General features: G+C 73.2%; 25 protein-coding genes. 7 read left to right on the top strand and 18 right to left on the bottom strand.

The annotated features are described in order from the left end of the window. Positions 1-46 precede the first annotated feature (46 nt). The 3 genes from ACGF4F_RS08135 to ACGF4F_RS08125 form a co-directional block, all read right to left on the bottom strand. Positions 47-208 carry a hypothetical protein gene (locus tag ACGF4F_RS08135; protein WP_357437373.1) on the bottom strand — a complete coding sequence of 54 codons (162 nt, stop codon included), beginning with the start codon at positions 206-208 and terminating at the stop codon, positions 47-49. A gap of 220 nt (positions 209-428) precedes the next feature. Further along, entirely contained in the window at positions 429-743 is a 315-nt protein-coding gene (locus ACGF4F_RS08130; RefSeq protein WP_357437371.1) for a hypothetical protein, read from the bottom strand. A gap of 133 nt (positions 744-876) precedes the next feature. Continuing rightward, on the bottom strand, positions 877-1,359 hold the full coding sequence (locus tag ACGF4F_RS08125) for a DUF2231 domain-containing protein (RefSeq protein ID WP_357437368.1): 483 nt from the start codon (positions 1,357-1,359) through the stop codon (positions 877-879). Positions 1,360-1,564: 205 nt separating this feature from the next. Between ACGF4F_RS08125 and ACGF4F_RS08120 the strand changes: the two genes are divergently transcribed. Both ACGF4F_RS08120 and ACGF4F_RS08115 read left to right on the top strand, forming a co-directional pair. Then, a complete protein-coding gene (locus tag ACGF4F_RS08120; RefSeq protein WP_357437366.1) occupies positions 1,565-1,993 on the top strand; it encodes a Fur family transcriptional regulator in 429 nt (142 codons plus the stop codon). 93 nt (positions 1,994-2,086) lie between these two features. Continuing rightward, entirely contained in the window at positions 2,087-2,941 is an 855-nt protein-coding gene (locus tag ACGF4F_RS08115) for an oxygenase MpaB family protein (protein WP_357437364.1), read from the top strand. A gap of 129 nt (positions 2,942-3,070) precedes the next feature. Here ACGF4F_RS08115 and ACGF4F_RS08110 read toward each other — a convergent pair whose 3' ends face one another. Continuing rightward, positions 3,071-3,373: a helix-turn-helix transcriptional regulator gene (locus ACGF4F_RS08110; RefSeq protein WP_357437361.1), complete on the bottom strand. Its 303-nt coding sequence runs from the start codon at positions 3,371-3,373 to the stop codon at positions 3,071-3,073. Between the two features lie 66 nt (positions 3,374-3,439). Here ACGF4F_RS08110 and map point away from each other — a divergent pair, with 66 nt between their 5' ends. After that, entirely contained in the window at positions 3,440-4,222 is a 783-nt protein-coding gene (gene map / locus ACGF4F_RS08105) for a type I methionyl aminopeptidase (protein ID WP_357437358.1), read from the top strand. 35 nt (positions 4,223-4,257) lie between these two features. Here the strand turns inward: map and ACGF4F_RS08100 are convergent, their stop codons facing one another. The 11 genes from ACGF4F_RS08100 to ACGF4F_RS08050 all read right to left on the bottom strand — a co-directional run bounded on the left by ACGF4F_RS08100 (position 4,258) and on the right by ACGF4F_RS08050 (position 12,726). After that, complete coding sequence (locus ACGF4F_RS08100) at positions 4,258-5,085, bottom strand: PD-(D/E)XK nuclease family protein (protein WP_357437884.1); 828 nt, start codon at positions 5,083-5,085, stop codon at positions 4,258-4,260. A 168-nt stretch (positions 5,086-5,253) separates the two neighbouring features. Beyond that, positions 5,254-5,868 (bottom strand): MarC family protein, encoded by a 615-nt coding sequence (locus ACGF4F_RS08095; RefSeq protein ID WP_357437356.1) that lies wholly within the window; start codon positions 5,866-5,868, stop codon positions 5,254-5,256. A gap of 31 nt (positions 5,869-5,899) precedes the next feature. After that, on the bottom strand, positions 5,900-6,766 hold the full coding sequence (locus tag ACGF4F_RS08090; protein ID WP_357437353.1) for a PHP domain-containing protein: 867 nt from the start codon (positions 6,764-6,766) through the stop codon (positions 5,900-5,902). 55 nt (positions 6,767-6,821) lie between these two features. Further along, positions 6,822-8,090 (bottom strand): hypothetical protein, encoded by a 1,269-nt coding sequence (locus ACGF4F_RS08085; RefSeq protein ID WP_357437351.1) that lies wholly within the window; start codon positions 8,088-8,090, stop codon positions 6,822-6,824. Between the two features lie 67 nt (positions 8,091-8,157). After that, entirely contained in the window at positions 8,158-8,850 is a 693-nt protein-coding gene (locus tag ACGF4F_RS08080; protein ID WP_357437348.1) for a SigE family RNA polymerase sigma factor, read from the bottom strand. 104 nt (positions 8,851-8,954) lie between these two features. Next, positions 8,955-9,830 carry a PH domain-containing protein gene (locus ACGF4F_RS08075; protein ID WP_357437346.1) on the bottom strand — a complete coding sequence of 292 codons (876 nt, stop codon included), beginning with the start codon at positions 9,828-9,830 and terminating at the stop codon, positions 8,955-8,957. A gap of 6 nt (positions 9,831-9,836) precedes the next feature. Then, a complete protein-coding gene (locus ACGF4F_RS08070; RefSeq protein ID WP_007455302.1) occupies positions 9,837-9,995 on the bottom strand; it encodes a hypothetical protein in 159 nt (52 codons plus the stop codon). Between the two features lie 114 nt (positions 9,996-10,109). Further along, positions 10,110-10,796 carry a DUF6758 family protein gene (locus ACGF4F_RS08065; protein WP_357437882.1) on the bottom strand — a complete coding sequence of 229 codons (687 nt, stop codon included), beginning with the start codon at positions 10,794-10,796 and terminating at the stop codon, positions 10,110-10,112. A 74-nt stretch (positions 10,797-10,870) separates the two neighbouring features. Continuing rightward, positions 10,871-11,494, bottom strand: coding sequence for an RNA methyltransferase (locus ACGF4F_RS08060; protein WP_357437343.1), 624 nt, complete (start codon positions 11,492-11,494; stop codon positions 10,871-10,873). A 49-nt stretch (positions 11,495-11,543) separates the two neighbouring features. After that, on the bottom strand, positions 11,544-12,035 hold the full coding sequence (locus ACGF4F_RS08055) for a hypothetical protein (RefSeq protein WP_357437341.1): 492 nt from the start codon (positions 12,033-12,035) through the stop codon (positions 11,544-11,546). A 175-nt stretch (positions 12,036-12,210) separates the two neighbouring features. Next, positions 12,211-12,726, bottom strand: a complete 516-nt coding sequence (locus tag ACGF4F_RS08050; RefSeq protein ID WP_073840021.1) for a MaoC family dehydratase — start codon at positions 12,724-12,726, stop codon at positions 12,211-12,213. 545 nt (positions 12,727-13,271) lie between these two features. Here ACGF4F_RS08050 and trxA point away from each other — a divergent pair. The 3 genes from trxA (at position 13,272) to ACGF4F_RS08035 (ending at position 15,133) form a co-directional block, all read left to right on the top strand. After that, a complete protein-coding gene (trxA, locus tag ACGF4F_RS08045; RefSeq protein WP_357437338.1) occupies positions 13,272-13,634 on the top strand; it encodes a thioredoxin in 363 nt (120 codons plus the stop codon). A 159-nt stretch (positions 13,635-13,793) separates the two neighbouring features. Beyond that, a complete protein-coding gene (locus ACGF4F_RS08040) occupies positions 13,794-14,234 on the top strand; it encodes a hypothetical protein (RefSeq protein WP_357437335.1) in 441 nt (146 codons plus the stop codon). Next, complete coding sequence (locus ACGF4F_RS08035; protein ID WP_357437333.1) at positions 14,231-15,133, top strand: MFS transporter permease; 903 nt, start codon at positions 14,231-14,233, stop codon at positions 15,131-15,133. The genes ACGF4F_RS08040 and ACGF4F_RS08035 overlap by 4 nt, the downstream gene beginning before the upstream one ends. Here ACGF4F_RS08035 and ACGF4F_RS08030 read toward each other — a convergent pair. The 3 genes from ACGF4F_RS08030 to ACGF4F_RS08020 all read right to left on the bottom strand — a co-directional run bounded on the left by ACGF4F_RS08030 (position 15,047) and on the right by ACGF4F_RS08020 (position 19,438). After that, positions 15,047-16,513 (bottom strand): dynamin family protein, encoded by a 1,467-nt coding sequence (locus tag ACGF4F_RS08030; protein ID WP_357437330.1) that lies wholly within the window; start codon positions 16,511-16,513, stop codon positions 15,047-15,049. The two genes, ACGF4F_RS08035 and ACGF4F_RS08030, sit on opposite strands and share 87 nt — an antisense overlap. Continuing rightward, complete coding sequence (locus ACGF4F_RS08025) at positions 16,510-18,369, bottom strand: dynamin family protein (protein WP_357437327.1); 1,860 nt, start codon at positions 18,367-18,369, stop codon at positions 16,510-16,512. Before ACGF4F_RS08025 ends, ACGF4F_RS08030 begins: the two co-directional genes overlap by 4 nt. Before the next feature lie 106 nt (positions 18,370-18,475). Continuing rightward, positions 18,476-19,438 (bottom strand): IniB N-terminal domain-containing protein, encoded by a 963-nt coding sequence (locus tag ACGF4F_RS08020; protein ID WP_357437324.1) that lies wholly within the window; start codon positions 19,436-19,438, stop codon positions 18,476-18,478. 291 nt (positions 19,439-19,729) lie between these two features. Between ACGF4F_RS08020 and ACGF4F_RS08015 the strand changes: the two genes are divergently transcribed. Further along, positions 19,730-20,989, top strand: coding sequence for an Hsp70 family protein (locus tag ACGF4F_RS08015; RefSeq protein WP_357437322.1), 1,260 nt, complete (start codon positions 19,730-19,732; stop codon positions 20,987-20,989). Positions 20,990-20,994 lie beyond the last annotated feature (5 nt).

Genomic DNA, 20,994 nt, shown 5'->3' with positions numbered 1-20,994 from the left:
GGCAACCCGTGCCGGACGTCACGGCGCCGGTCCTCGAAGAGGCCGGTCAGCCCCAGTGCGGCGGCCGCTCGGCCAGCAGCCAGTCGTCGTTGCCGCTGGGCCGCTCGCCCCAGCCACGGTCCGTGTCGTCGGTGGTCTGCTCGGGCAGCACCACGAAGTCGTCGCTGAGGTCGACCACACGGTCGTCGTCGCCCCGCGCGCCACGCATCCCGGGATCCTCCACGAGCGGCAAGGATACCGGCGAAATCGGCACGGCTCGACCAGCCCGCGCACCACCCGGGCGTGGCTCGCCCGTCGCGTCCGGCGGGCCGAGCGGCCGGGGCGTTGGTAGCGTCGGACGGCGTGACGACGCCGAGCGGTGGCAGCCCCGAGGACGAGTTCTGGCGACGCCCGACACCGGACCAAACAGTTGGCGAGGTCAACGGCGGTCAGTCCGGCGAGCCGGCGTCGAGTTCCGGGCCGTCCGCCGGGGCGGGCACCCCCGAGTTGACCGGCGCGAGCCCGGACGACAGTCCCTGGTCCGGCGCGTCGGCAAGTCCGTGGTCCAGGCCGGCCGCGACCGGCGAAACAGGCCCGGCGCCGGCCGGCAGCAGCGGCCAGCCAGGTGCAGGTGGCCGGCCCGCGAGCAACGCGCCGGCCGGCGGATACCCGGGCCCGCCGCCGACCACGCCACCCCCGCCCGGCTGGCGACCCCCGGTGCACGTGCAGCCCCCGCCGCCCCGGCGGCTGCCTCCCCAGGACATGGCCGCCATGGATCAGGGGGAGCAGCAGGCCCAGCGACTCACCTACGGCATCGGGACGGTCGCCGGGGTCGTGCTGGTGATCCTCATGTGCCTGCTCTGCTCGCGGGTGATCTTCTGACCCGGCCGTCCGGTGTCAGACCTGGCCGCTCCACACCAGTTGGGCACCGCTGTCGCCGGTCAGATAGACATACACCAGCGCGAACACGGACAGCACGATCACGACACCGGTCACCGGCCAGCTGAGCCAGGAAGGCAGCCGGGCCACCCAGGGGGTGTTCCAGGTCACTGCCAACAGCACCAGGGCCGCCACCGCGAGGCCCAGCGTGAACCAGAGCAGCGTGTCGCCGTACTCGGAATGCTCGTGGATCTTCTGGAGGAATTCGCCACCCACGCCCCTCTTCCGCTGGACTTCCTCGAACGCCTCGCCCGATTCGGTGGCGAGGAAGGTCGCGATCGGGGCCACCACGGCGAGGACCGCGACCGCCCACCCGAAGCGGGGCCGCCACCGGGGCAACAGCCCGTAGGCGGCGGCCAGCAGCGCCAACAGCGGGACGAACACCACGACGGCGTGCACGATCAGGACGTGGCCCGGCAGACCGTTGATTTCCTTGAACACCGACACCTCCGGCAATGGATGCGGCTTCCGCGGCAGCCAGCGTACGTCGATCAAATGCGCGTGACGGAGCTGACGAACCGGTACACGCGCAACCCGTCCGACCGGTTCAGTCCACCCCGGCGACGTCCCCGCCCGGCCTGTGGTCGCGGCCACCCCCTACCGGACTTCACTTGTCGGCCGTCGGGGCCCGTGCTGTCATTGCTGCATGTCCAGCGGTGAGGAACTGCTCCGGTCGAAGGGCCTGCGGGTCACCCGACCGCGGCTCGCCGTGCTGGAGGTGCTCGCCGCCGGCGGTCACCTGGAGGTCGACGAGATCACCCGTCGGGTCCGCGAGCGGCTCGACTCGGTGTCCACCCAGGCCGTCTACGACGTGCTCGGCGCGCTCTCCCGCGCGGGGCTCTCCCGCCGGATCGAGCCGGCCGGCAGCCCGGCCCGGTACGAGGCCCGCGCCGGCGACAACCACCACCACGTGGTGTGCCGGGGCTGCGGCGAGATCGCCGACGTCGACTGCGCGACCGGCCTGGCACCCTGCCTGGACCCGAGCCCCGCGCACGGTTTCGAGGTGGACGAGGCGGAAGTGACCTTCTGGGGGCTCTGCCCCGCCTGCCAGGGCCGCCGCTCCGCCGACGACTGACAGAGATGCACGCTCGTCGGGCCGCCGTCCCTGCTGCTCGGCGACTGCGGCCCGGGACCGCGAGGGTGGCCCGGAGCGTGGCACTCTTGGGCGGTGGACTCGGATGACCTCGGCCTCTTCGGTCCCGGATCGGTCACGTGGAAGGTGCACGAGGAGCCGGTCCTGATCGTCGCCGGCCTGCGCTCGCTCTACCTCCAGGCGCTGCACCCCCGGGCGATGGCCGGGGTCGCCCAGAACAGCAACTACCGCACCGACGCGTGGGGCCGGCTGGTGCGTACCGCCACCTACGTGGCGACGACGATCTACGGCACCACCGCCGAGGCGGAGGCCGCCGGCCGGCGGCTGCGTACGCTGCACGCCCGGATGCGAGCCACCGACCCGTCCACCGGGGAGGAGTTCCGGATCGACGACCCGGAGCTGCTGCGCTGGGTGCACGTCACCGAGGTCGAGTCGTTCGTCAGCACCGCCCGGCGAGCCGGCCTCGCCCTGACCGACGCCGAGATCGACGGCTACTACACCGAGCAGCGCCGGGCGGCGGCCCTGGTCGGGCTGGACCCGGCCGACGTGCCGGGCACCGCCGCCGAGGTGGCCGACTACTACCGGCGGATCCGTGCCGACCTGCGGATGACCAGGGAGGCGGCGGAGACGGCCCTCTTCCTGACCGCTCCGCCGATCCCGTGGAAGCTCAGCCGGCCGGTGAAGCTCGGCCTGCATCTCGGCCCGGCGCGCTGGGCGTACCTGGGGATCGCCGGCACCGCGATGGCGCTGCTGCCGGCGTGGGCCCGCCGGCTGTACGGCGGCCTGGGCCTGCCCACCACCGCGCTCTCGGCGGATCTCAGCGTCCGCGCGCTGCGGCTCGCCCTGGCGGCATTGCCGCGCCGCTACCGGGTGGGGCCGTTGCAGCAGGCCGCGAAGGAACGCGCCGCCCGCCTCGGCCTCGCCGCCTAGTTGTCCGGACCGGGGACGTTGGTCGAGAACGGCGTCGCGCTCGGCCGGCGCCTCGACGGCGAGTCCTCGCAGGCGTTCGCCAGGTGATCTCCATCGTCGGCAACGGCAACGAAGCTGCGGGATCGAGACTCACGAGGCCAACCGCTCACCTTCGTATCGCCCTGATCTTGCGAGCCCGACCCCGCCGTCTGACTGGTTGATCTCCGACCACACCGCATCGAGGGAAAGGCCGAGGACGTCGGCGATCGCAGCGATGGTGGGGAAGGCAGGGGTGGCTACGCGACCGGACTCGATCTTCCGAAGAGTCTCCGGCGAGACACCTGCGTCCAGCGCGGTGCCGAGCATCGAACGCTCTCCCCTGGCTCGACGCAGGAGGGCGCCGAGGCGCTGTCCGCGTTCGACCTCCGCGGGAGTGAGCGGCAACCTGACCATGGCCCGATTCTAGTACCGGGATAATATGGCCGGGATATTTATTGGTTGCACGAGTAAGGGCACCGCATGATCGAGATCCTGAACCCCACCGAACTGCCCCGAGCCAGAGAGGCAGGCGCCCTGGTCGCCGACATCTTGCAGACGCTGAGGAGTCGCTGCGAGGTAGGCACGAACCTCCGGGACATCAACCGGTGGGCCCAGGCCATGATCACCGAGGCCGGAGCACAGTCCTGTTACGTCGACTACGAGCCGTCCTTCGGACGTGGGCCGTTCGGCCACTACATCTGCACGTCAGTCAACGACGCCGTGCTCCACGGACTGCCGTACGACTACCCGCTTGCCGACGGCGACCTGCTCACGCTCGACCTCGCCGTCTGCAAAGGCGGAGTCGTCGCTGACTCCGCCATCAGCTTCATCGTGGGCGACTCGAACCCCCCGGAGAGCGTTGCGATGATCAGCGCGACCGAACGCGCATTGAGCGCAGGGATTGCCGCGGCCGGACCAGGGGCCCACATCGGTGACATCTCCCATGCCATCGGCTCGGTCCTCAGCGAGGCGGGATATTCGATCAACACCGAGTTCGGCGGTCATGGCGTCGGGTCGACGATGCACCAGGACCCGCACGTCCCGAACAAGGGGCGGCCCGGTCGCGGATACCGGCTGCGCCCTGGGCTGTTGCTGGCATTGGAGCCCTGGGTCATGGCGGACACCGCCGAGCTCGTCACCGATGCCGATGGCTGGACGCTCCGAAGCGCGACAGGCTGCCGGACAGCGCACAGTGAGCACACGATCGCTATCACCAACGACGGCGCCGAAGTCCTCACCTTGCCGAAGCAGGCGCGACCGTGAGGTGACGGCCATCCGCGTCCCCCGCTCCCAAAAGTTCAGCTGGAATGGCGGTCCATGGCCGCCCAGGGGTCCTTGCCCGGGGTCTGCGCGCCGGCTGGGCAGGTGCGCCGGTAGTCGCACCAGCCGCAGCGGGGCCCCGGGGTGGCCGGGAACTCCTCGTCGGCGTCGGCGCCGTCGGCGACCGCCCGCTCGGCGGCCATGATGTCCCGCGCGGTCTCTTCGGCCCGGGTCAGCTGCCGCTGCAGCGACTCGGGCGTGTGCTCGTGCGCGGCGACCGTGCCGGTGGGCAGGTGGTGCAGCTCGACCCGGTGGCACGGCCGGCGGAACACCCGCTCGGCCGCGTACGCGTAGAGGGCCAGGGCCTGCGAGCCGCGGGCGTCGTCGGCGTCCAGCCCGGTGCGGCCGGTCTTGTAGTCGACGATGACCAGCTCGGGTCGCCCGTCGGGGCCGGGACGCGAGTCGATCCGGTCGGCGCGGCCGTTGAGCGCGAGCACGGCGGTCTTCACGGCGACGACCCGCTCCACCCCGACGGGCTCGTCAGTCGGGTCGAGGCCGGCGACGTACGACTCCAGCCAGGCCAGCGCCCGGCGGAAGGCGTCCCGCTCCTGCTCCTCGTCGCGGTAGCCCTCGCGCACCCAGGTGCCCTTGAGCAGGGTGGCCAGCACCTCGGGGCGGCGGCGCTCCGGCGCGAGCGCGTACCAGTTCTTCAGGGCGGTGTGGACGCTGGCGCCCAGCGAGTTGTGCGCCCACGGCGGGCCCTTGGGCGGCGCGGGCCGGTCGACGTACGCGTAGCGGTAGCGCCGGGGACAGTCCACATACGCCCCGAGCTTGCTGGGGGTGCAGACGAAGAGCCGCTCCGGCATGCCCTCGAAGCCGAGTTGCTCGGCCTGCTCGGCGCGGGGCCGGGGCGGGTGGCCACCGGTCGGTCGTCCGGTCGGGGAGGGTCGTCGCACGCCTGCGATCCTGCCATCCCGGTACGACAGCCCGCCGCCGGCGGGCCGGCGACGCAGCCGGCAGCAAGGCCTCGGGGGTCAGCCCGTGGTGATGAAGTGGGTCACGAACGCGGCGATCGCGTCGGCGATGAGCTGCACCGCGATGGCGGCCAGCAGCAGGCCGGCGATCCGGGTGAGCACCTCGATGCCACCCGGCCGCAGGATCTTGACGATCACGCCGGAGAAGCGCAGCGCCAGCCAGACCGTGACCATCACCGCGACGATCGCGAGGGCGATCGCGAGGTAGTCGGTGGGCCCGCCGGACCGCTGCACGAAGAGCATGGTGGCGACGATGGCGCCCGGTCCGGCCAGCAGCGGGGTGCCCAGCGGAACCAGGGCGATATTGGACGTGGCCGGCTGGCTCGGGTCGTCGGCCTTGCCGGTCAGCAGTTCCAACGCGACCAGCACCAGCAGCAGCCCGCCGGCGGCCTGCAATGCCGGCAGGGAGACGTGCAGGTAGGCCAGGAGCGTCTGCCCGGCCACGGCGAACACCACGATCACCCCGAGCGCCAGCGCCACGGCCTGCCAGGCGGCCCGGTTCCGGTCCCGGGCGGCGAGCGGACCGGTGAGCGCCAGGAAGATCGGCAACATGCCGGGCGGGTCGACGATCACCAGCAGGGTCACGAAGACCTCGCCGAAGAGCTTGAGATCCACGCGGACACGGTAGCCGCGCCGCCCGGCGGCTTCAGCCTGAAGCGATCGGGGTCACTCCGGTGGCAGCGGCCACGATCCGCTCGTACGCCTCGGGATCGGTGGTGTGCGCGCCGAGCCGGACGGTCTTGTGCGTCCCGTGGAAGTCCGACGACCCGGTGACCAGCAGTCCCAGCTCGGCGGCGAGCCCGCGGACGTGGGCGCGCTCGGCCGGCGTGTGGTCCTCGTGGTCGGCCTCCAGGCCGGCCAGCCCGGCCGCGGCCAGCTCCGCGACCAGTTCGTCCGGCACGATCCGGCCGCGCCGGCTGGCCCGGGGGTGGGCGAAGACCGGCACCCCGCCGGCCGCCCGGACCAGCGCCACCGCCCGGAACACGTCGATGTCCTCCTTGGGCAGCCGGTACCGCTCCCCCAACCAGTCCGGCCCGAACGCCTCGCTGGTGGTGGCGACCAGCCCGGCCCGGATCAGCGCCTGGGCGATGTGCGGGCGGCCGACGGCCCCGCCGGCCGCGCCGGCCAGGATCTCCCGCCAGCTCACGTTGATCCCGTCGGCCTGCAGCAGCCGGACGATCCGCTCGCCGCGCTCCTCCCGGGCGCGCCGGACCCGGGCCAGCTCCGCGACCAGTTCCGGCTCCGCCGGGTCGAAGAGGTACGCGAGCAGGTGCAGCGGGAGCGCCGGCTCGACGCCGTGCCAGCGGCAGGAGACCTCCGCGCCCCGGACCAGGGTGAGCCCGGACGGCAGCGCGCGAGCCGCGGCGTCCCAGCCGGCCGTGGTGTCGTGGTCGGTGATCGCCACGACGTCGAGACCGGCCTCGGCGGCGGCCCGGACCAACTCGGCGGGGCTGAGGGTGCCGTCGCTGGCGGTGGAGTGCGCGTGCAGGTCGATCCGGGCGGCCGAGGTCACCCCGCCGACGCTACCGCCCGACCACGCCACCCGCCGCTGCGGGCGGTAAGCCGGGTCAGGAGCGGGTGTCGGCCACCACCACCGGGCGCTCGCCCGCGGCGACCCCGTCGACCGGCAACCCGGTGGGGCGCTCGCCGGCCAGCACCCGGTCCGGGCGTACCCGGACCAGTTGGCCGGCGGCGTCGACGTGCAGGGCCACCCCGGCACGGCTCCACGCCACCGCGCCGGCCACCGCCGGCCCGGCCGGGCGGGCCGACACGGTCGCGCCCAGGGTGTTCAGGTCGACCAGGAGGGCGTTCTTCCGCGTGCCGTTCACCAGCAGCCACCGCCCGTCGGCGGAGACCCCGCCGAGGCCGTCGGTGGCGAGTGCCGGCCCGCAGCCGGTGCGGACGGTGCTGAGGGCGCGGGCCGGGTCGAGCAGGGCCAGGCAGGGGCGTCGGGGCGTACCGGCGGAGACCTGCCCGACCACCCGGCCGTCGGGCAGCGCGCCGTAGACGTTCAGCACGTCCCGGTTCGCGGCGCCCGGCACGCCGCCCGCCGCCCGGCGCCAGACGTTGAATCCGCCCGTGCCGGGCTGCCGGATCAGGACCGCGTCGCCGGCGAAGCCGACCGGCACCGCCCCGTCCGGGGCCGCCGCCCCGGTGGTCGCGACGAGCTGGCCACCGACCAGGCCGGCGGCGCGGAGTTCGGCGCCGTCGCGCCAGGCCACCTGCCGCCCGTCCACCGCGACCGCGACGGCGTCCGCGCCGGCCAGCAGCACCTGCGGAGGGCTGCCGTTGGGCGGCACCCACCAGAGGGTACGGCCGGCCGCGGTGGCCGCCGAGGTGATCAGCCAGCCGCCGTAGTCGGGGACGCGTTGCGCCCGTTCGATCGGGCCCGCGCCGGTCAGCTCGCGGCGCTCGCCCCCGCTGGTGTGCAGCCAGGAGCCGACGAGCAGGTCCAGTTCGGCGCGGACCGGATCCGGCGGGGCCGGCACGGCGGTGGACGCGGTGGACAGCGGGGAGGGTGTGAAGCCGCGCGGGTCGCCGAGCACCACGGTGGGGGTGGTCCCCTGGCCGGCCGGCCCGCCGAGCTGGGCCATGCCGGTGGTGACCAGCACCGTGGCCATCCCGGCCAGGGCGAGGCCGGTCAGCGCGCGACGCCGGCCGGTCCGGCGGGCCCGCCGGATGGCCAACCCGGCCGGATCGGCGGCGAGCGGGCGCGGCGTCTCGGCGCGACGGGTGAACGTCTCCCGCAGCGCCCGCTCCAGCTCGTCCTCGCTCACGGGGAATGAACGCTCCGGGCCGCCCGTCCGGTTGTCGCAGGAGTTCGGCGTACTGCTCATGACTTTTCCTCGCCGCGCTGGGGAGCGCCGTGCGGCATCACCGCGCTGAGCCTGATGGATCGCTCGCTCATCGGGTCTCCACCGGGACGGTGGCGGCACGGCGGACGGCGGCCGGGCCGCCGGAGAGCGGGGCCGGCCGGACCACCGGCGGGCGGCTGGCCGCCGGTGCTTCGACCGGCGGCGACGGCCGCACCGGTGCGGCGGCGGTACGCGGCGCGGGCCGGACCGGCGCCGCCTCCGCCGGCTCGGCGGGCAGGCCCAGGGCCGCCTCGGAGCCCAGCCGGCGGCGCAGGGTGTTCAACGCGCGGGAGGTCTGGCTCTTCACGGTGCCCGGCGAGATCTCCAGCAGTGCGGCGGTCTGCGCCTCGGACATGTCCTCGTAGAAGCGGAGCACCAGCACGGCCCGCTGCCGGGCCGGCAGCGCCTGGAGGTGCCGCCAGAGCGCGTCCCGGTCGAGCTGCTGCTCGATCTCGTCGGCCCCGGCCCGTTCGGGCAGCACCTCGGTCGGGCGCTCACCGTGCCACCGGCGCCGCCACCAGCTCGTCGAGGTGTTGACCATGACCCGGCGGGCGTACGGCTCGATGGCCTCGATCCCGCCGAGCCGCTTCCAGGCCAGGTACGTCTTGGTCAGCGCGGTCTGGAGCAGGTCCTCGGCCGTCGCCCAGTCCCCGGTCAGCAGGTACGCGGTGCGCAGCAGAGCGCCGGAGCGGGCCGCGACGAACTCGCGGAACTCCTCCTCCAGCGGGTCCCTGCTCGCCACGCTCACCTCCGCGCCCCCGTCCTGCCTGGCAGGTTGCCACGTGTCGGGGTGCCGGGTCGACGGCAAATGGTGTTGCAGTTCATCCGATGTTCGGACGAAAAGTTTCAGGCGCCGTCGTCGGCCTTGGCCTCGTCCGCCTCCTTGCCCAACCGGGCCTCGACGGCCTGCGGCTCGTACATCTCCTCGACGACGCGCAGATAGAGCTCGTTCGGGTTGGGCAGGCTCTTGATCTCACGGAGCGCCTGCTCCTGACCGGCCGACTCCAGCACGAAGGTGCCGTAGTTGAGCGCCCGGCCGGCCGGGGACTGCTCGTACTTCATGTCGGTCACCCGGACCAGCGGCATCATGGCCACCCGCCGGGTGACGATGCCGTCCACCACCATCACCCGTTTGTTGGTCAGGATGAAGCGGTTGTACCACCATTCGGCGACCTGCCAGGCGACCCAGCCGATCACGAGGAACCAGAGCAGCACGGCGACGGTGGTCAGCGCCCCGGTCTGCCGCCCGGCGAGGAAGCCGGAGAGGTAGCCGAGGATGAAGGTGGCCAGGATGCCGATGATCAGCGGCTTGGCGATGTAGACCCAGTGCCGCTTCCACTCGCCCCGGAACCGCTCGGTGGGGAACAGGTAGCGCGCGGCCAGCGGGCTCGGCTCGTCCTCCAGTGGCAGCACCCGGCGGGGTGCCCCGCCGGAGGCGTCGCCCCGCAGGCCGGCCAACTCCTCCTCGCTGATCGGGGGCGGCTGGTAGCCACCCTCGGGGTCGCGGATCCAGGCGCGGCCGGAGCGGCCTTCGCCGGCGTAGCCGGGGCCGTCACCGAAGGCGGCGTCCTCCGAAAGGGAGGGACCCTCGCCGTAGCCGGCCCCCGCGGCGAAGCCGGGACCGTCGTCGGGGTCGATTCGGGGGATGGGCTCGGTGTCGCGTTCCCGGCGCTCCCGATCGGGGTCGTCGGGGTCGTAGGGCGGACCGGAGGGGCTTCCCATCGGTGGCTAGGCGACCAGGCTGGTGAAGAAGTCGCCGAAGCCCTGGGCGATGTCCATGATGCCGCCGCCGAGGGACTTGAAGACGTCGGCGGCGGAGTTCGGCCGGTAGGCAACAAAGAAGATCAAGAATGCGATGCCGGCCCAGGTGAGGACCTTCTTGACCATGGCGGGCCATCCTCTCGCGCGGCGCCGGGTTTACCGCAGTGGCACCCAGAGTATCAGTATGGTGTCGTACAGTGAATATCTGCGTACGTTCCCCGACCCGTCCGTGCTGGCCGGTCAGGCCCGCCCGTGCAGGTACGGGGATGGTGCGCCGTACACGAGTTCGGGCGGAGTCCACTCGGTGAGGTCGCGCAGCACGACTTCTTCCGCGAGGAGGTGACCCGCACTCGCCGGCCAGGCTATCGCATGCAGCCACATTCCCCGAGCCTCGCCGGCGTACGCACTTCGATCCGTGGGGGAATTCACGAGCCACAGTGGAGTGGGATGGCCGCCCACCCGGATCTTGGCGTGCGGCACGCGTTCGGGGTGGCCAGGGCCCGGGTCCGTGAGCGCCTCCGCGACCTGCGGCCCCGGATCGGGACCGGGCAGCCCGGCGAACCGGGACCCGAGCCCGACGCCCGGCTCCTCGGCCACGAAGAGCAGGTCGGCCGGTCCACCGTCGAGGGGAGCCGGTCCGGCGCAGGCCACCGCCGTGGCACGCACCCCGCTCCGGTCGTCCCCCGCCCAGGCCACCCCGGTCAACGTCCACCCGGCGGGCAGCGGCCACGGGCACCACAGCGGCACCCCCCGCCGGTCGGTCGACTCACCGTCGGCGGCCACCCGCTCCACCACGCTGGTCAGGATCCCGGCGCCGATGCGCTCGGGAACGTGCAGCGGCGGCACGGGACCGCAGCGCAGGCACCGGGACTCACCGTGCATCAGGTCCGGCTCCCGGACTGGGCCCGCGCACCTCGGACAACTCACCGCGACACTCACGTTCCCACCGTCACCCCAGGGCGGCGGGGCGTCAAGCGGAGCGGCGGGATCCGGGAAACCGGTCAGTCCGGCGGTGGTCCGGCGTACGAGCGGATCCACGCGTGCATGGCGATGCCGCTGGCCACTCCGGCGTTGATCGACCGGGTCGAGCCGTACTGGGCGATGGAGAAGAGCTGGTCGCAGGCGGCACGGGCGACGTCGGACAACCCCGGTCCCTCCTGGCCGAAGAGGAGGACGCAGCGGCGCGGCAGGGTGCTGCTCTCCAGCGGCTTCGAGCCGGGCAGGTTGTCGATGCCGACCACCGGCAGGCGCTGCGCCGCCGCCCACCCGACGAACTCGTCGATCGTCGAGTGGTGCCGGACGTGCTGGTAGCGGTCGGTCACCATGGCCCCGCGCCGGTTCCACCGCCGCCGCCCGACGATGTGCACCTCGGCGGCGAGGAAGGCGTTGGCGTTGCGGACCACCGTGCCGATGTTGAAGTCGTGCTGCCAGTTCTCGATGGCCACGTGGAAGTCGTGCCGGCGCCGGTCCAGGTCGGCCACCACGGCCTCCCGCCGCCAGTAGCGGTAGCGGTCCACCACGTTGCGCCGGTCGCCCTCGGCGAGCAGCTCCGGGTCGTACCGCGGGTCGTCCGGCGGGTCGCCGGGCCACGGCCCCACACCCACGTCGAGCTGGTCGTCGGTCACGGTTTCCAGAGCGTACGGCCCGGACCGGCCGCGCCGCCGGTGACCCCGGTCAGCGCAGGTCGAGCGCGCCGGCGAGCCGGTCGAGGAAGCGCCGGTCGGCGGGGCTCGCCCCGGCGTCCCCGGCCCGGCAGACCCGGGCCGCGACGGACTCCACCCACTGCCGGTAGGCCGCCCCGTCGGCGGGATCGGCGCGCCGCCGGAGCACCCGGACCGCGGCCCGGCAGGCGGCGAGCAGGTCGACCAGGTCGGTGAGGCGTTCGTCGCGGTCGGCGGCACCGTCGTGGCGGGCGTAGATCGCGGAGACCACGGCCCGGACCAGGTCGCTGTCGAAGGCCCGGCCGGCGGCCACGGCGTCCAGGCCGGCGAGCCCGGCGGCGACCCCGCGCGGCGGGCGTCCGGGCCCGGGCGAGGCGGCGGCGACGAGGACCCGACCCGGCAGGTCGGTCAACAGGTCCCACTCCGCCGTGGAGTAGACGGCGGTGGTCAGCGGGGCGACCCGACGTCCGGAGGAGGGGGGCTCTCCGGCGACGGAGGGCCTCATGCCGCTGCTCCGCTCCGCTCCGCGGCACCATGAGGCACCGACGCGCTGAGCCAAATGATTCGCTCGCTGCGCTCGCTCATCGGGGGACCTCCGGCGCCAGCATATGCCCCGGAACGGGAAAAGGACCCCTTCCCCACGGATCGGAAAGGGGTCCTTCGCGCCATACGTCGGCAGGTCAGCGCGGCTCAGGGAAGCTGGGCCGCTCCGGATCGACGCCCTCGGGCACGGCCGCGGCTGCGTACTCCTTCTTGGGGACCATGACCTTGCGGCGGAAGACGCAGACCAGGGTGCCGTCCTGGTTGTAGCCCCGGGTCTCCACCGCGACCACGCCGCGGTCCGGCTTCGAGGAGGACTCCCGCTTGTCCAGCACCGTGGTCTCGCCGTAGATGGTGTCGCCGTGGAAGGTCGGGGCGACGTGCCGCAGCGACTCGATCTCCAGGTTGGCGATCGCCTTGCCGCTGACGTCCGGCACCGACATGCCCAGCAGCAGCGAGTAGATGTAGTTGCCGACCACCACGTTCCGCTTGAACTGGGTCGCCGACTCCGCGTAGTGGGCGTCCAGGTGCAGCGGATGGTGGTTCATGGTGAGCAGGCAGAAGAGGTGGTCGTCGTATTCGGTGACCGTCTTGCCCGGCCAGTGCCGGTAGACCGCACCGACCTCGAACTCCTCGTAGTAGCGGCCGAACTGCATCCTTGTCCCCTTCGACGGGCGGCGATGGAGTTCGGCACAGCATGCCTTACCGCTTGTTAAGGCGGCGACAGGGGCGCTGGCGGCGAGGAAATGTCACACCGGGCTCCGCCCGGGGGGAGACGCAATGAGCGGCGGGGCCCTCCCCGGCACCCGCCGCCCACGCTCTGATGCCCAAGATTCTGCCGTACGGCAATGCCGCGCCGACAGAGATGGAGGTCACATTTACCTTTTTGTAACAACACCGTGCGTGACCGACGTACGCTCCGGAAGCGATCTCTGCACGTCGGATAGCTCCTTGTCAAGCGGCAAATTGCTGATCTGCGAAGCTCGATCGCGTCGATTCCTTTGGAAGCGCTCCCATCACGCGTGGTCACGCAAATGCGACGTGCACTTGCGATCCGCACGCCCGATGGAAGAGATTCGGTTCGATACCCCCAGGGTCACCGAGGCACTGCGCTGCGTTTCGTCGCGTACGTCACGGGAATGGAAGGACGTCCGCCCTGGTTCCACCGGACGTAGGCAATCCGCGCTGATCGGAGAGTGCAATGGCAACGGTTGAGCTGACCACAGCCAACTTCGACGAGGTGACCGAGAGCGACGGCATCGTCCTGCTCGACTTCTGGGCAGACTGGTGCGGTCCGTGCAAGCGCTTCGCCCCCGTCTACGAGCGCTCGTCCGAGAAGCACCCGGACATCGTCTTCGGCAAGGTCGACACCGAGGCGCAGCCGGAGCTCGGCGCCAAGTTCAACATCCGCTCGATCCCCACGGTGATGGCGATCAAGGACGGCGTGATCGTCTTCGCCCAGCCGGGCGCACTGCCGGAGTCCGCCTTGGAGAACCTGATCGAGCAGGTCGAGAAGCTGGACATGGACGAGGTCCGCAAGCAGATGGCCGAGCACAAGCACTGACCCACCGCTGACTCCGGCGACGGCCGGGTCCCGCTCCCGGGGCCCGGCCGTCGCCGTCACACGCCCTAGAGCGGGTACGACAGGCAGCGACACGGCCAGCGAGGACTGGACGACGGATGGAGGCCCCGGGAGGGTCCGGTCCCGTATCGTGACCAGCCGATGGAGACCTTGACCACCCGCGGCAGCGCCGTCCGGCTGGGCGCCACCGTGCTCGGGTTGGCGCTGCTCCTCGCCGGCACCGTCCGGGGCACCGACGACGACTTTCCGTTCGGGCCGTTCCGGATGTACTCCACCTCCGACCCGCCGGACGCACCCGCCCCGGACACCCGGGTCGAGGGGGTCGACCGCACCGGCGCGGTGGTCCCGCTCGGCCAGGACGCCACGGGCATCCGCCGCGCCGAGATCGAGGGCCAGCAGGACCGCTACGCCGCCGACCCGAGTCTGCTGCGCCGGGTCGCCGACGCGTACGCCGAGCGGCACCCGGCCGCCCCCGCGGTGGTCGAGGTCCGCATCGTGATCCGCTGGTACGACATCCAGGGCGGCCGCCCGACCGGCCGCTGGACCGACCAGACCGCCGTCCGCTGGCAGGCCAACCCGTGACCCGCTGGCTGACCGAGGCGGTCCCGCGCGGCCGGGTCGCCGCCTTCCGGACCCTCGTCTACCTCTTCGTCGCCGCCGACCTGGTCGTCTTCACCCCCTGGGTACGCACGCGCGTCGACGTGCCCGACGACCTCTACCAGCCGCTGCTGATCGGCCGGCTGCTCCCGCTGCCCACCCCCACCCCGGCCCTGGTCGGCGTGATCTTCTGGGTGCTGCTGGTGGTCTCCCTGCTCGCCGCGACCGGGCGGGCGCCGCGCCTGCTCGGCTGGACGGTCTTCGCCCTCTACTTCGAGTGGATGATCGTGGCGATGAGCTACGGCAAGGTCGACCACGACCGGTTCGGGCTCCTCGTCGCGCTGGCCGCCCTGCCCACCGCCGGCCGGGCCCGGCACGGCGACCCCACGCGTACCCAGGCGGGCGGCTGGGCGCTGCGGGTCACCCAGATCGCGGTGATCTGCACGTACTTCCTGGCCGCCTGGGCCAAGTTCCGCTTCGGCGGCCTCGACTGGGCGACCGGCTCGGTGCTGGCCCGGGCGATCATCCGACGCGGCACCGACCTGGCCGACCTGATCGCCCAGGTGCCGCACCTGCTGATCGTCGCCCAGTTCGGCATCCTCGCCTTCGAGCTGCTCAGCCCGCTGGTCTTCGTGCTGCCGCAGCGGTGGCGGCTGGCCGTGGTCGGCTTCTTCTACTCGTTCCACCTGGTGACCATCGCGACGATCACCATCTCGTTCGCGCCGCACCTGGTGGCGATGACCAGCTTCCTGCCGCTGGAGCGGGTCCGCCCGCTCAGCCTGCTGCGCCGCCGGCGGTCACCGGCCCCCCTCAGCCAGCTCGGCGATCATCCCCTCGCAGCTACGGACGACGACCTGAGCGCCGCGCCGCTGGCCCAGTCGTAGCAGCGGGTCCTCCGCGCGTTTCCGCCACCGCCACTGCGCCTCGGCGGCGACCTCCCAGAGCCGCTGCACGGTCGCGTCGTGCTCGACGCCGAGCCGGGCCGCCAGCCCGACCCCGTCGCCGCCGACCAGCCGCTGCGCCTCGGCCGCCAGCTCGGTGTCGAAGCCGAGCCGGTTGGTGCGCAGCGCGGCGAGCAGGCGCAGCTCACGGAACTCGTGCGCCCCGGCGAGGATCTGCTCGACCCGGCCGAGCAGCTCGTCCGCGCCCCGGACGGGCTCGGCCCGCAGCAGCGCCTCCACGGCGGCCAGCGCCGAGCGCGCCTTGAGCGTGTCCCGGCGGTCGATGAGGGAGCGGGCCATCGACTCGCGCAGCTCGGTCAGGCCGCTACGCCGGATCAGCTCGGCGGAGAGCTTCGCCCGGCTGTCGCAGCCGGTACGGACCAGCGTGGTGGCCAGCCGGAGCCCGAAGAGCCCGAGCCGGTCCAGCAGCGCGGCGCGTACCCCCGGGTCCAGCCGGATCGGCAGCTCGCCGCGGACGAAGCGGTCGGCGGAGAGCAGGTGCGGGTCCAGCTCCGGACGAGCCACCCGGGCCAGCGCCGCGAGCACGGCGTAGTCCGACTCGCTGAGGATCCGACCGGCCAGGCCGAGCAGGCCGCTGCACGGGACGACCTGCACGCAGAGCGCGTTCACCCGCGGGTCGCGCTGCTGCCGCCGGGCGAGCTGGCGGGCGGTGAGCAGCCCGTCGATCCGCCCGCCGCCGGTCTCGTCCACCCGGGACAGCACCATCACGACGTTCACGGCGGCGGCCTGCCCGACGGCACTCTCCCGGCTGGTCTCCAGCGCCCGCAGGTCGCTCTCGCGGCCGTCGCGGGTCAGGTACAGCACCGCGTCCGCGTCCCGCAGCACGCGCTCCATCACCGGCGCCCGGCCCTGCTCGTCGAGGCCGGTGGCCGGCGTGTCGATCAGCGTCACCTGGCGCAGGGTCCGGGTCGGCCACTGCACCACGATGTCCCGCAGCTCGCCCGCCCGCCAGCCGACGAGGTCCACCCGCATCCCGGTGGCCGACTTGGCGATCGCCAGCTCCTGCGGCGGATGGCTGGTCGAGTACGCGGTGGCGCTCGGCTGCGGTCCGTCCTCGTACCAGGTGAAGACCGTGCTGCCGTCCACGCCGTCGACCGGCGCGACCTCCTCGCCCATGATCGCGTTCAGCAGCGTCGACTTGCCGGACCGCCACGGGCCGACGACCGCGATCCGCAGCGGTTCCTCCAGCCTGGCCAGCTGGTGCCGGAGATGGTCGACCGCCCGCGGGTCGTCACCGTAGAGCTGGAGGGCCTGGTTCAGCAGCCCCCACACCGCCTCGTCCAGCCGCAGCCCGACGGTCATGCCCGAGGCCCCAGCGACGCCGGGGCGGGCCGCCCGCCGGTCAACTGCTGGGCCTGCTCGAAGAGCGTGGCCAGCCGGGTCATCTTCAGCCGGATCTCGCGCTGCCGCTGGTCGCGGGCGGCCGCGTCGGTGTCGGCGGCCTGCTTGGCGCTGCGGAACGACCGGATGATGGCCTCCTGCAGCTCCTCGGTGAGCGCGCTGAAGTGGTCCCGCAGCATCCGCTGCACCTGCCGGGCACCGTCCCGGCGCTCCTTGGTCACCCGGACGAAGAAGTCGTCGACGTGCCGCTGGATCGCCGTCTTGACGGTCGCCTGGCGGCGGCGGAGCAGCTGTCGACTCTCGTCGTGGATGCTCTTGCCGCCGAACAGGGCACCGACGCCGATCGAGAGCGGATTGATCATCGGCATCCCGGCCAGCGTCGTCGCGAGACCAACCATCAGCAGGCCGCCGTACGAGCCGCGCATGCCGGTGATCAGCTTCTGGCTCGGGGTGAAGCGGTCGATCTGCGGCCGTTCGATCTCCGGCAGCCGGTCAGCGAGGTCCGGTGGTGCCGCCAGGGACCACGGCGGCAGCACGTCACCGCCGTACCGGGCGAAGGTGTCGGCCACCCGGCGGGCGGCCCAGTCGCAGCGCTGGACCAGCCACTCGTGGTTCGCCTCCGCCGCCTCCACCAGGCTGCGCTCCAGCCACTCCTGGAAGGCGTCCCAGCCGACCAGCGGGTCGGCCTCGTCGAACGCCTCCTCGACCTGGCGCAGGATCTGCCGGGTCCGGTCGCGCAGGTCGTACTCGATGTCGGACAGCAGGTCGGCCATCTCGTCGGCGAGCGTGTTCTGCCACCTCATCGAGCAGCGACGCAGCTCGTCGACCTCGCGCTGGGCCGCGTGCAGCCGGGAGATCGGACCGGACTGCTCCTCGGCCTCCTGGCTCGCCAACTCGGCCCGCAGCGGTGCGGCGAGCTGCTCCACCACGGTCCGGGCGATCACGCCGACCGCGGCCCGGGCCAGGCGGTCGGACTTGCCGGCAAGGTCCCGCTGCAACCGGGCGATCAGCACGGGGAAGCCGGACTCGGCGTTGAGTTCCCGATCGTCGACGACGGCCGCACGCAGCCGCAGGACCGCCGAGACCGGGATGACCGGCGCCGGCACACCCGCGTCGGCCAGGTGCTGCCGGTTGCGCTCGGCGACCGCGCGCCAGTCCGGTACGAGATCGGTCTTGGTCTGCACCACCACCACGTTCGGGTGCGACCGGGCCAGGTGCAGCAGCATGGTCAGCTCGCCGGCCGAGAGTTCCCGGGTGGAATCGGAGACCAGCAGGACGGTGTCCGCCCAGGCCGGCGCGGCGGTCGGGCCGGCCGCGCCGAGCGCGGCGACCTCGTCGGTGCCGGGTGTGTCCACCAGCACCAGTCCGGTGCCGAGCAGGGCCCGGGGCAGTCCGATCTCGACATGCGCCGGACCGCCGCCGGCCCGACGGCCGAGCGTGCCGGCAACTCCCGCGGCGACCTTGTCCAGCGGTACCGGGATCCGCTCGGTGGTCACCGGGACCGCGCTGCCGGCGGACCGGCCCGGGGTCGCCGGCGGGGCCTGGACCACGGCGGCCGACGGCACCTCGGCGTGCTGCACCACGGTCGGCAGCACGGTGGTGCGGCCGTCGCCGACCGGGCAGGCCGGCGCGTTGATGATGGCGTTGATCAGCTGGCTCTTGCCCTGGTGCGACTCGCCGATGATGAGCACCCGCAACCTGGGGTCCAGCAGTTGGACCCGCTTCTGCCGCACCGTCTGGAGCAGGTCACCTCGCCCGTGTGCGCTGCACGTACGGGCGATCTCGTCGAGTACGTCCAGCCAGATCGCCGCGATCACCGCACCAAGTGTGCGGATTTCGGCTCAATTATCAAGAGGGGCCCGAACCAACACAGGAGCGGAAGGCCGGCGAGCCGGCCTTCCGCTCCTGTTCGGGGGCCCTCCGTCAGAGCAGACCGCCCAGCAGACCGCCGTCGGAGGAGGCGTGCACGTCGCCGTGGACGGTGGCGCTGCCGTGAGCCCCGGAGTCACCGGTCACCCCGGCGGTGAGGCCGCCGACCGTGCCGGAAACCCCGTTGACCGTGCCGGTGACGCCGGACAGCGTGCCGTTCACCTGCTGCGTGACGCCGTCCACGGTGGCCGGCACGTGGACCGGCGGGACGACCCCGCCCGCGCCGTCACCGAGGCCGAGCCCGCCCAGGGTGTGGTCGACGCCGAGCGAACCGACCACGCCGTTGACCTGGGCGTGCGCGCCGGAGAGGACGCCCAGGTCACCGCCGAGCGCGCCGTCGCCGGGCAGCACACCGGTGCCCGTGGCGGTGCCGAGCGGGTCGCCCGCCGTACCGGCGAGGTCCCCGACGACCGGGTCGACGGCGGTGTCCACCGCGCCCACCACGTCGGAGTCGAGGGTGTGCGCGACGTCGTGCGCCCCGGTCAGGTCGGTCGCGAGGCCGCCCGGCCCGACGCCCAGCCCGATCCCCGGCAGCACGGCCGCCCCGGCGTACAGGCCGGCCGGGTCGACCGCGATGGCGCCCAGCGCACCCGCCGAGACGTCCACCCCGGCGTACGTGCTGTTGACGCTGATCTGCTGCGGCGCGGCCGCGAGCTGGCCGACCACGTCGGTGGCGTCGCTCGCCAGCGGGTCGAGCCCGAGCTGCCCGGCCACCGGCGCCAGCGGCGCGAGGCCCGCCCCGGGGGCGGCGTAGTCGACCACCAGCGGCACCACGTCCTGCACGTCGGCGGCGGTGACGTCGGTGAGCCCCGCGGCCTGCAGCGCACCCTCCGGGTCGAGGTCGAAGGCCGACCGGGCGTCCGGGTCGGTGAGCAGGTTGAGCACGAAGTCGTGCAGCGTCTGGGACGAGTCCACCGACTGCTGCGAGTTGACGTGCAGGCTCTGTTGCGAATCCATGGGGGAGTTCTCCTCGAACGTAGCGTCAGCACCGTCGTGCTTCCACAGTGACGCTATGAGCGGGGGCCGCTGTGGTCATCGGGGAGCGACCCGAAACCGGCCGGGAGCGGATTAGGGCCTTCCCCCCCTCGTTCGTTAGGGGGAGAGGGGGAGCCGGGCCGGCCAGAGTTAGGGTACCGGGACGGAAGCGATCTCTGGTACGAAAGTAGGAGCCCACGGGGCTCGCCGGGGGTGGGTCGCCACGGTTACCGACACCGTCGCCAGGGCCACTCACGGTGGAGGAAGAAACACATGCCGTACGTCCTCGGGATGGACATCGGAAGCACCAGCACAGTCGCGGCAGTCGCCCGACGGCGGAATGAGACCTGGGCCCGACCTGAGGTGGTCGCGCTGGACGCCGGGGAACCCGTCGTACCGTCGGTGCTGCACCTGTCGCCGGACGGGTCGCTCACAGTCGGCCAGCCCGCCGTCGACGACCCCGCCCGCACCACCCGGGACTTCGTCCGCCGGATCGGCGACGACGTGCCCCTGCTGCTCGGCGGCGAGCCGTGCCCGCCGGAGAACCTGATCGCGGAGCTGGCGGCGTGGGTGGTGGAGCGGGTCGCGGCCCGGGAGGGCGGGTTCGCCGAGGCGGTCGTGCTCAGCCACCCCGCCGGGTGGGGCTCGCACCGGCGCGACCTGCTGCGCCGGGCGCTGTGGCACCTCGACCTGCGCAACGTGACGCTGCTCCCGCACCCGGTCACGGTCGCCGAGAACCACGCGGCACGCGGCTTCCCGGGCACCACCGCCGCGGTCTACGCGCTGGGCGGCAGCACCTTCGAGGCGGCGCTGGTCCGCCGCAACCCGCAGGGCACCTACGAGGCGTTCGGCCTTCCCCAGGGCCTGGACCCCCTCGGCGGCACCGACTTCGACGAGGCGCTCGCCGAGCACGTCCGTGCCGTGCTCGGCCGGGATTTCACGGGCACGGCCCGCCGGGAGACCCACCCGACGCCGCACGGGCTGCTACGCGAGTGCGACCGGGTCAAGCGGGAGCTGACCGTCGGTACGGCGACCGACGTCATGCTGGCCCTGCCGACGGGACCGGTCCGGGTGCCGGTGACCCGGACGCAGTTCGAGGACCTGATCCGACCGGCGGTGCGGGCGACCGTCGACCTGCTGGTGCGGACCGTACACTCCGCCGGCCTGACCCCCGCGCAGCTCGACGGGGTCCTCCTCGCCGGTGGCTCCGCCCGGATCCCGCTGGTCCGCGAGCTGCTCGCCGCGGCCTTTCCGGTCCCCGTCGAGGTGGAGCCGGATCCCCAGCTGACCGCCGCCACCGGGGCGGCCCTCGCCGCCTGCCAGGTGGTGTCCCCGCGCCGCCGGCCGGTGCCGGCGCCCCCGTCCACGCCGGTCAGCGGCGCCGGGACGGCGGGCGTCCCGGCGCGGCACAGCGAGCCGCATCATGCCCCCCACGGCGAGCCACCACCCCGCCCGCCGATCCGGATCGCCCCGCTGAACCTGCCGAAGCCGTCCCGCCTGGCGCTGGCCCGGGGCCGGGGACGCGAAGGATGACCATG

Source organism: Micromonospora sp. NPDC047740, assembly GCF_043204735.1.
Lineage (GTDB): Bacteria > Actinomycetota > Actinomycetes > Mycobacteriales > Micromonosporaceae > Micromonospora.
Note: the sequence above shows the minus strand (reverse complement) of the source record. Positions and strands in the feature narration are given on the sequence as shown.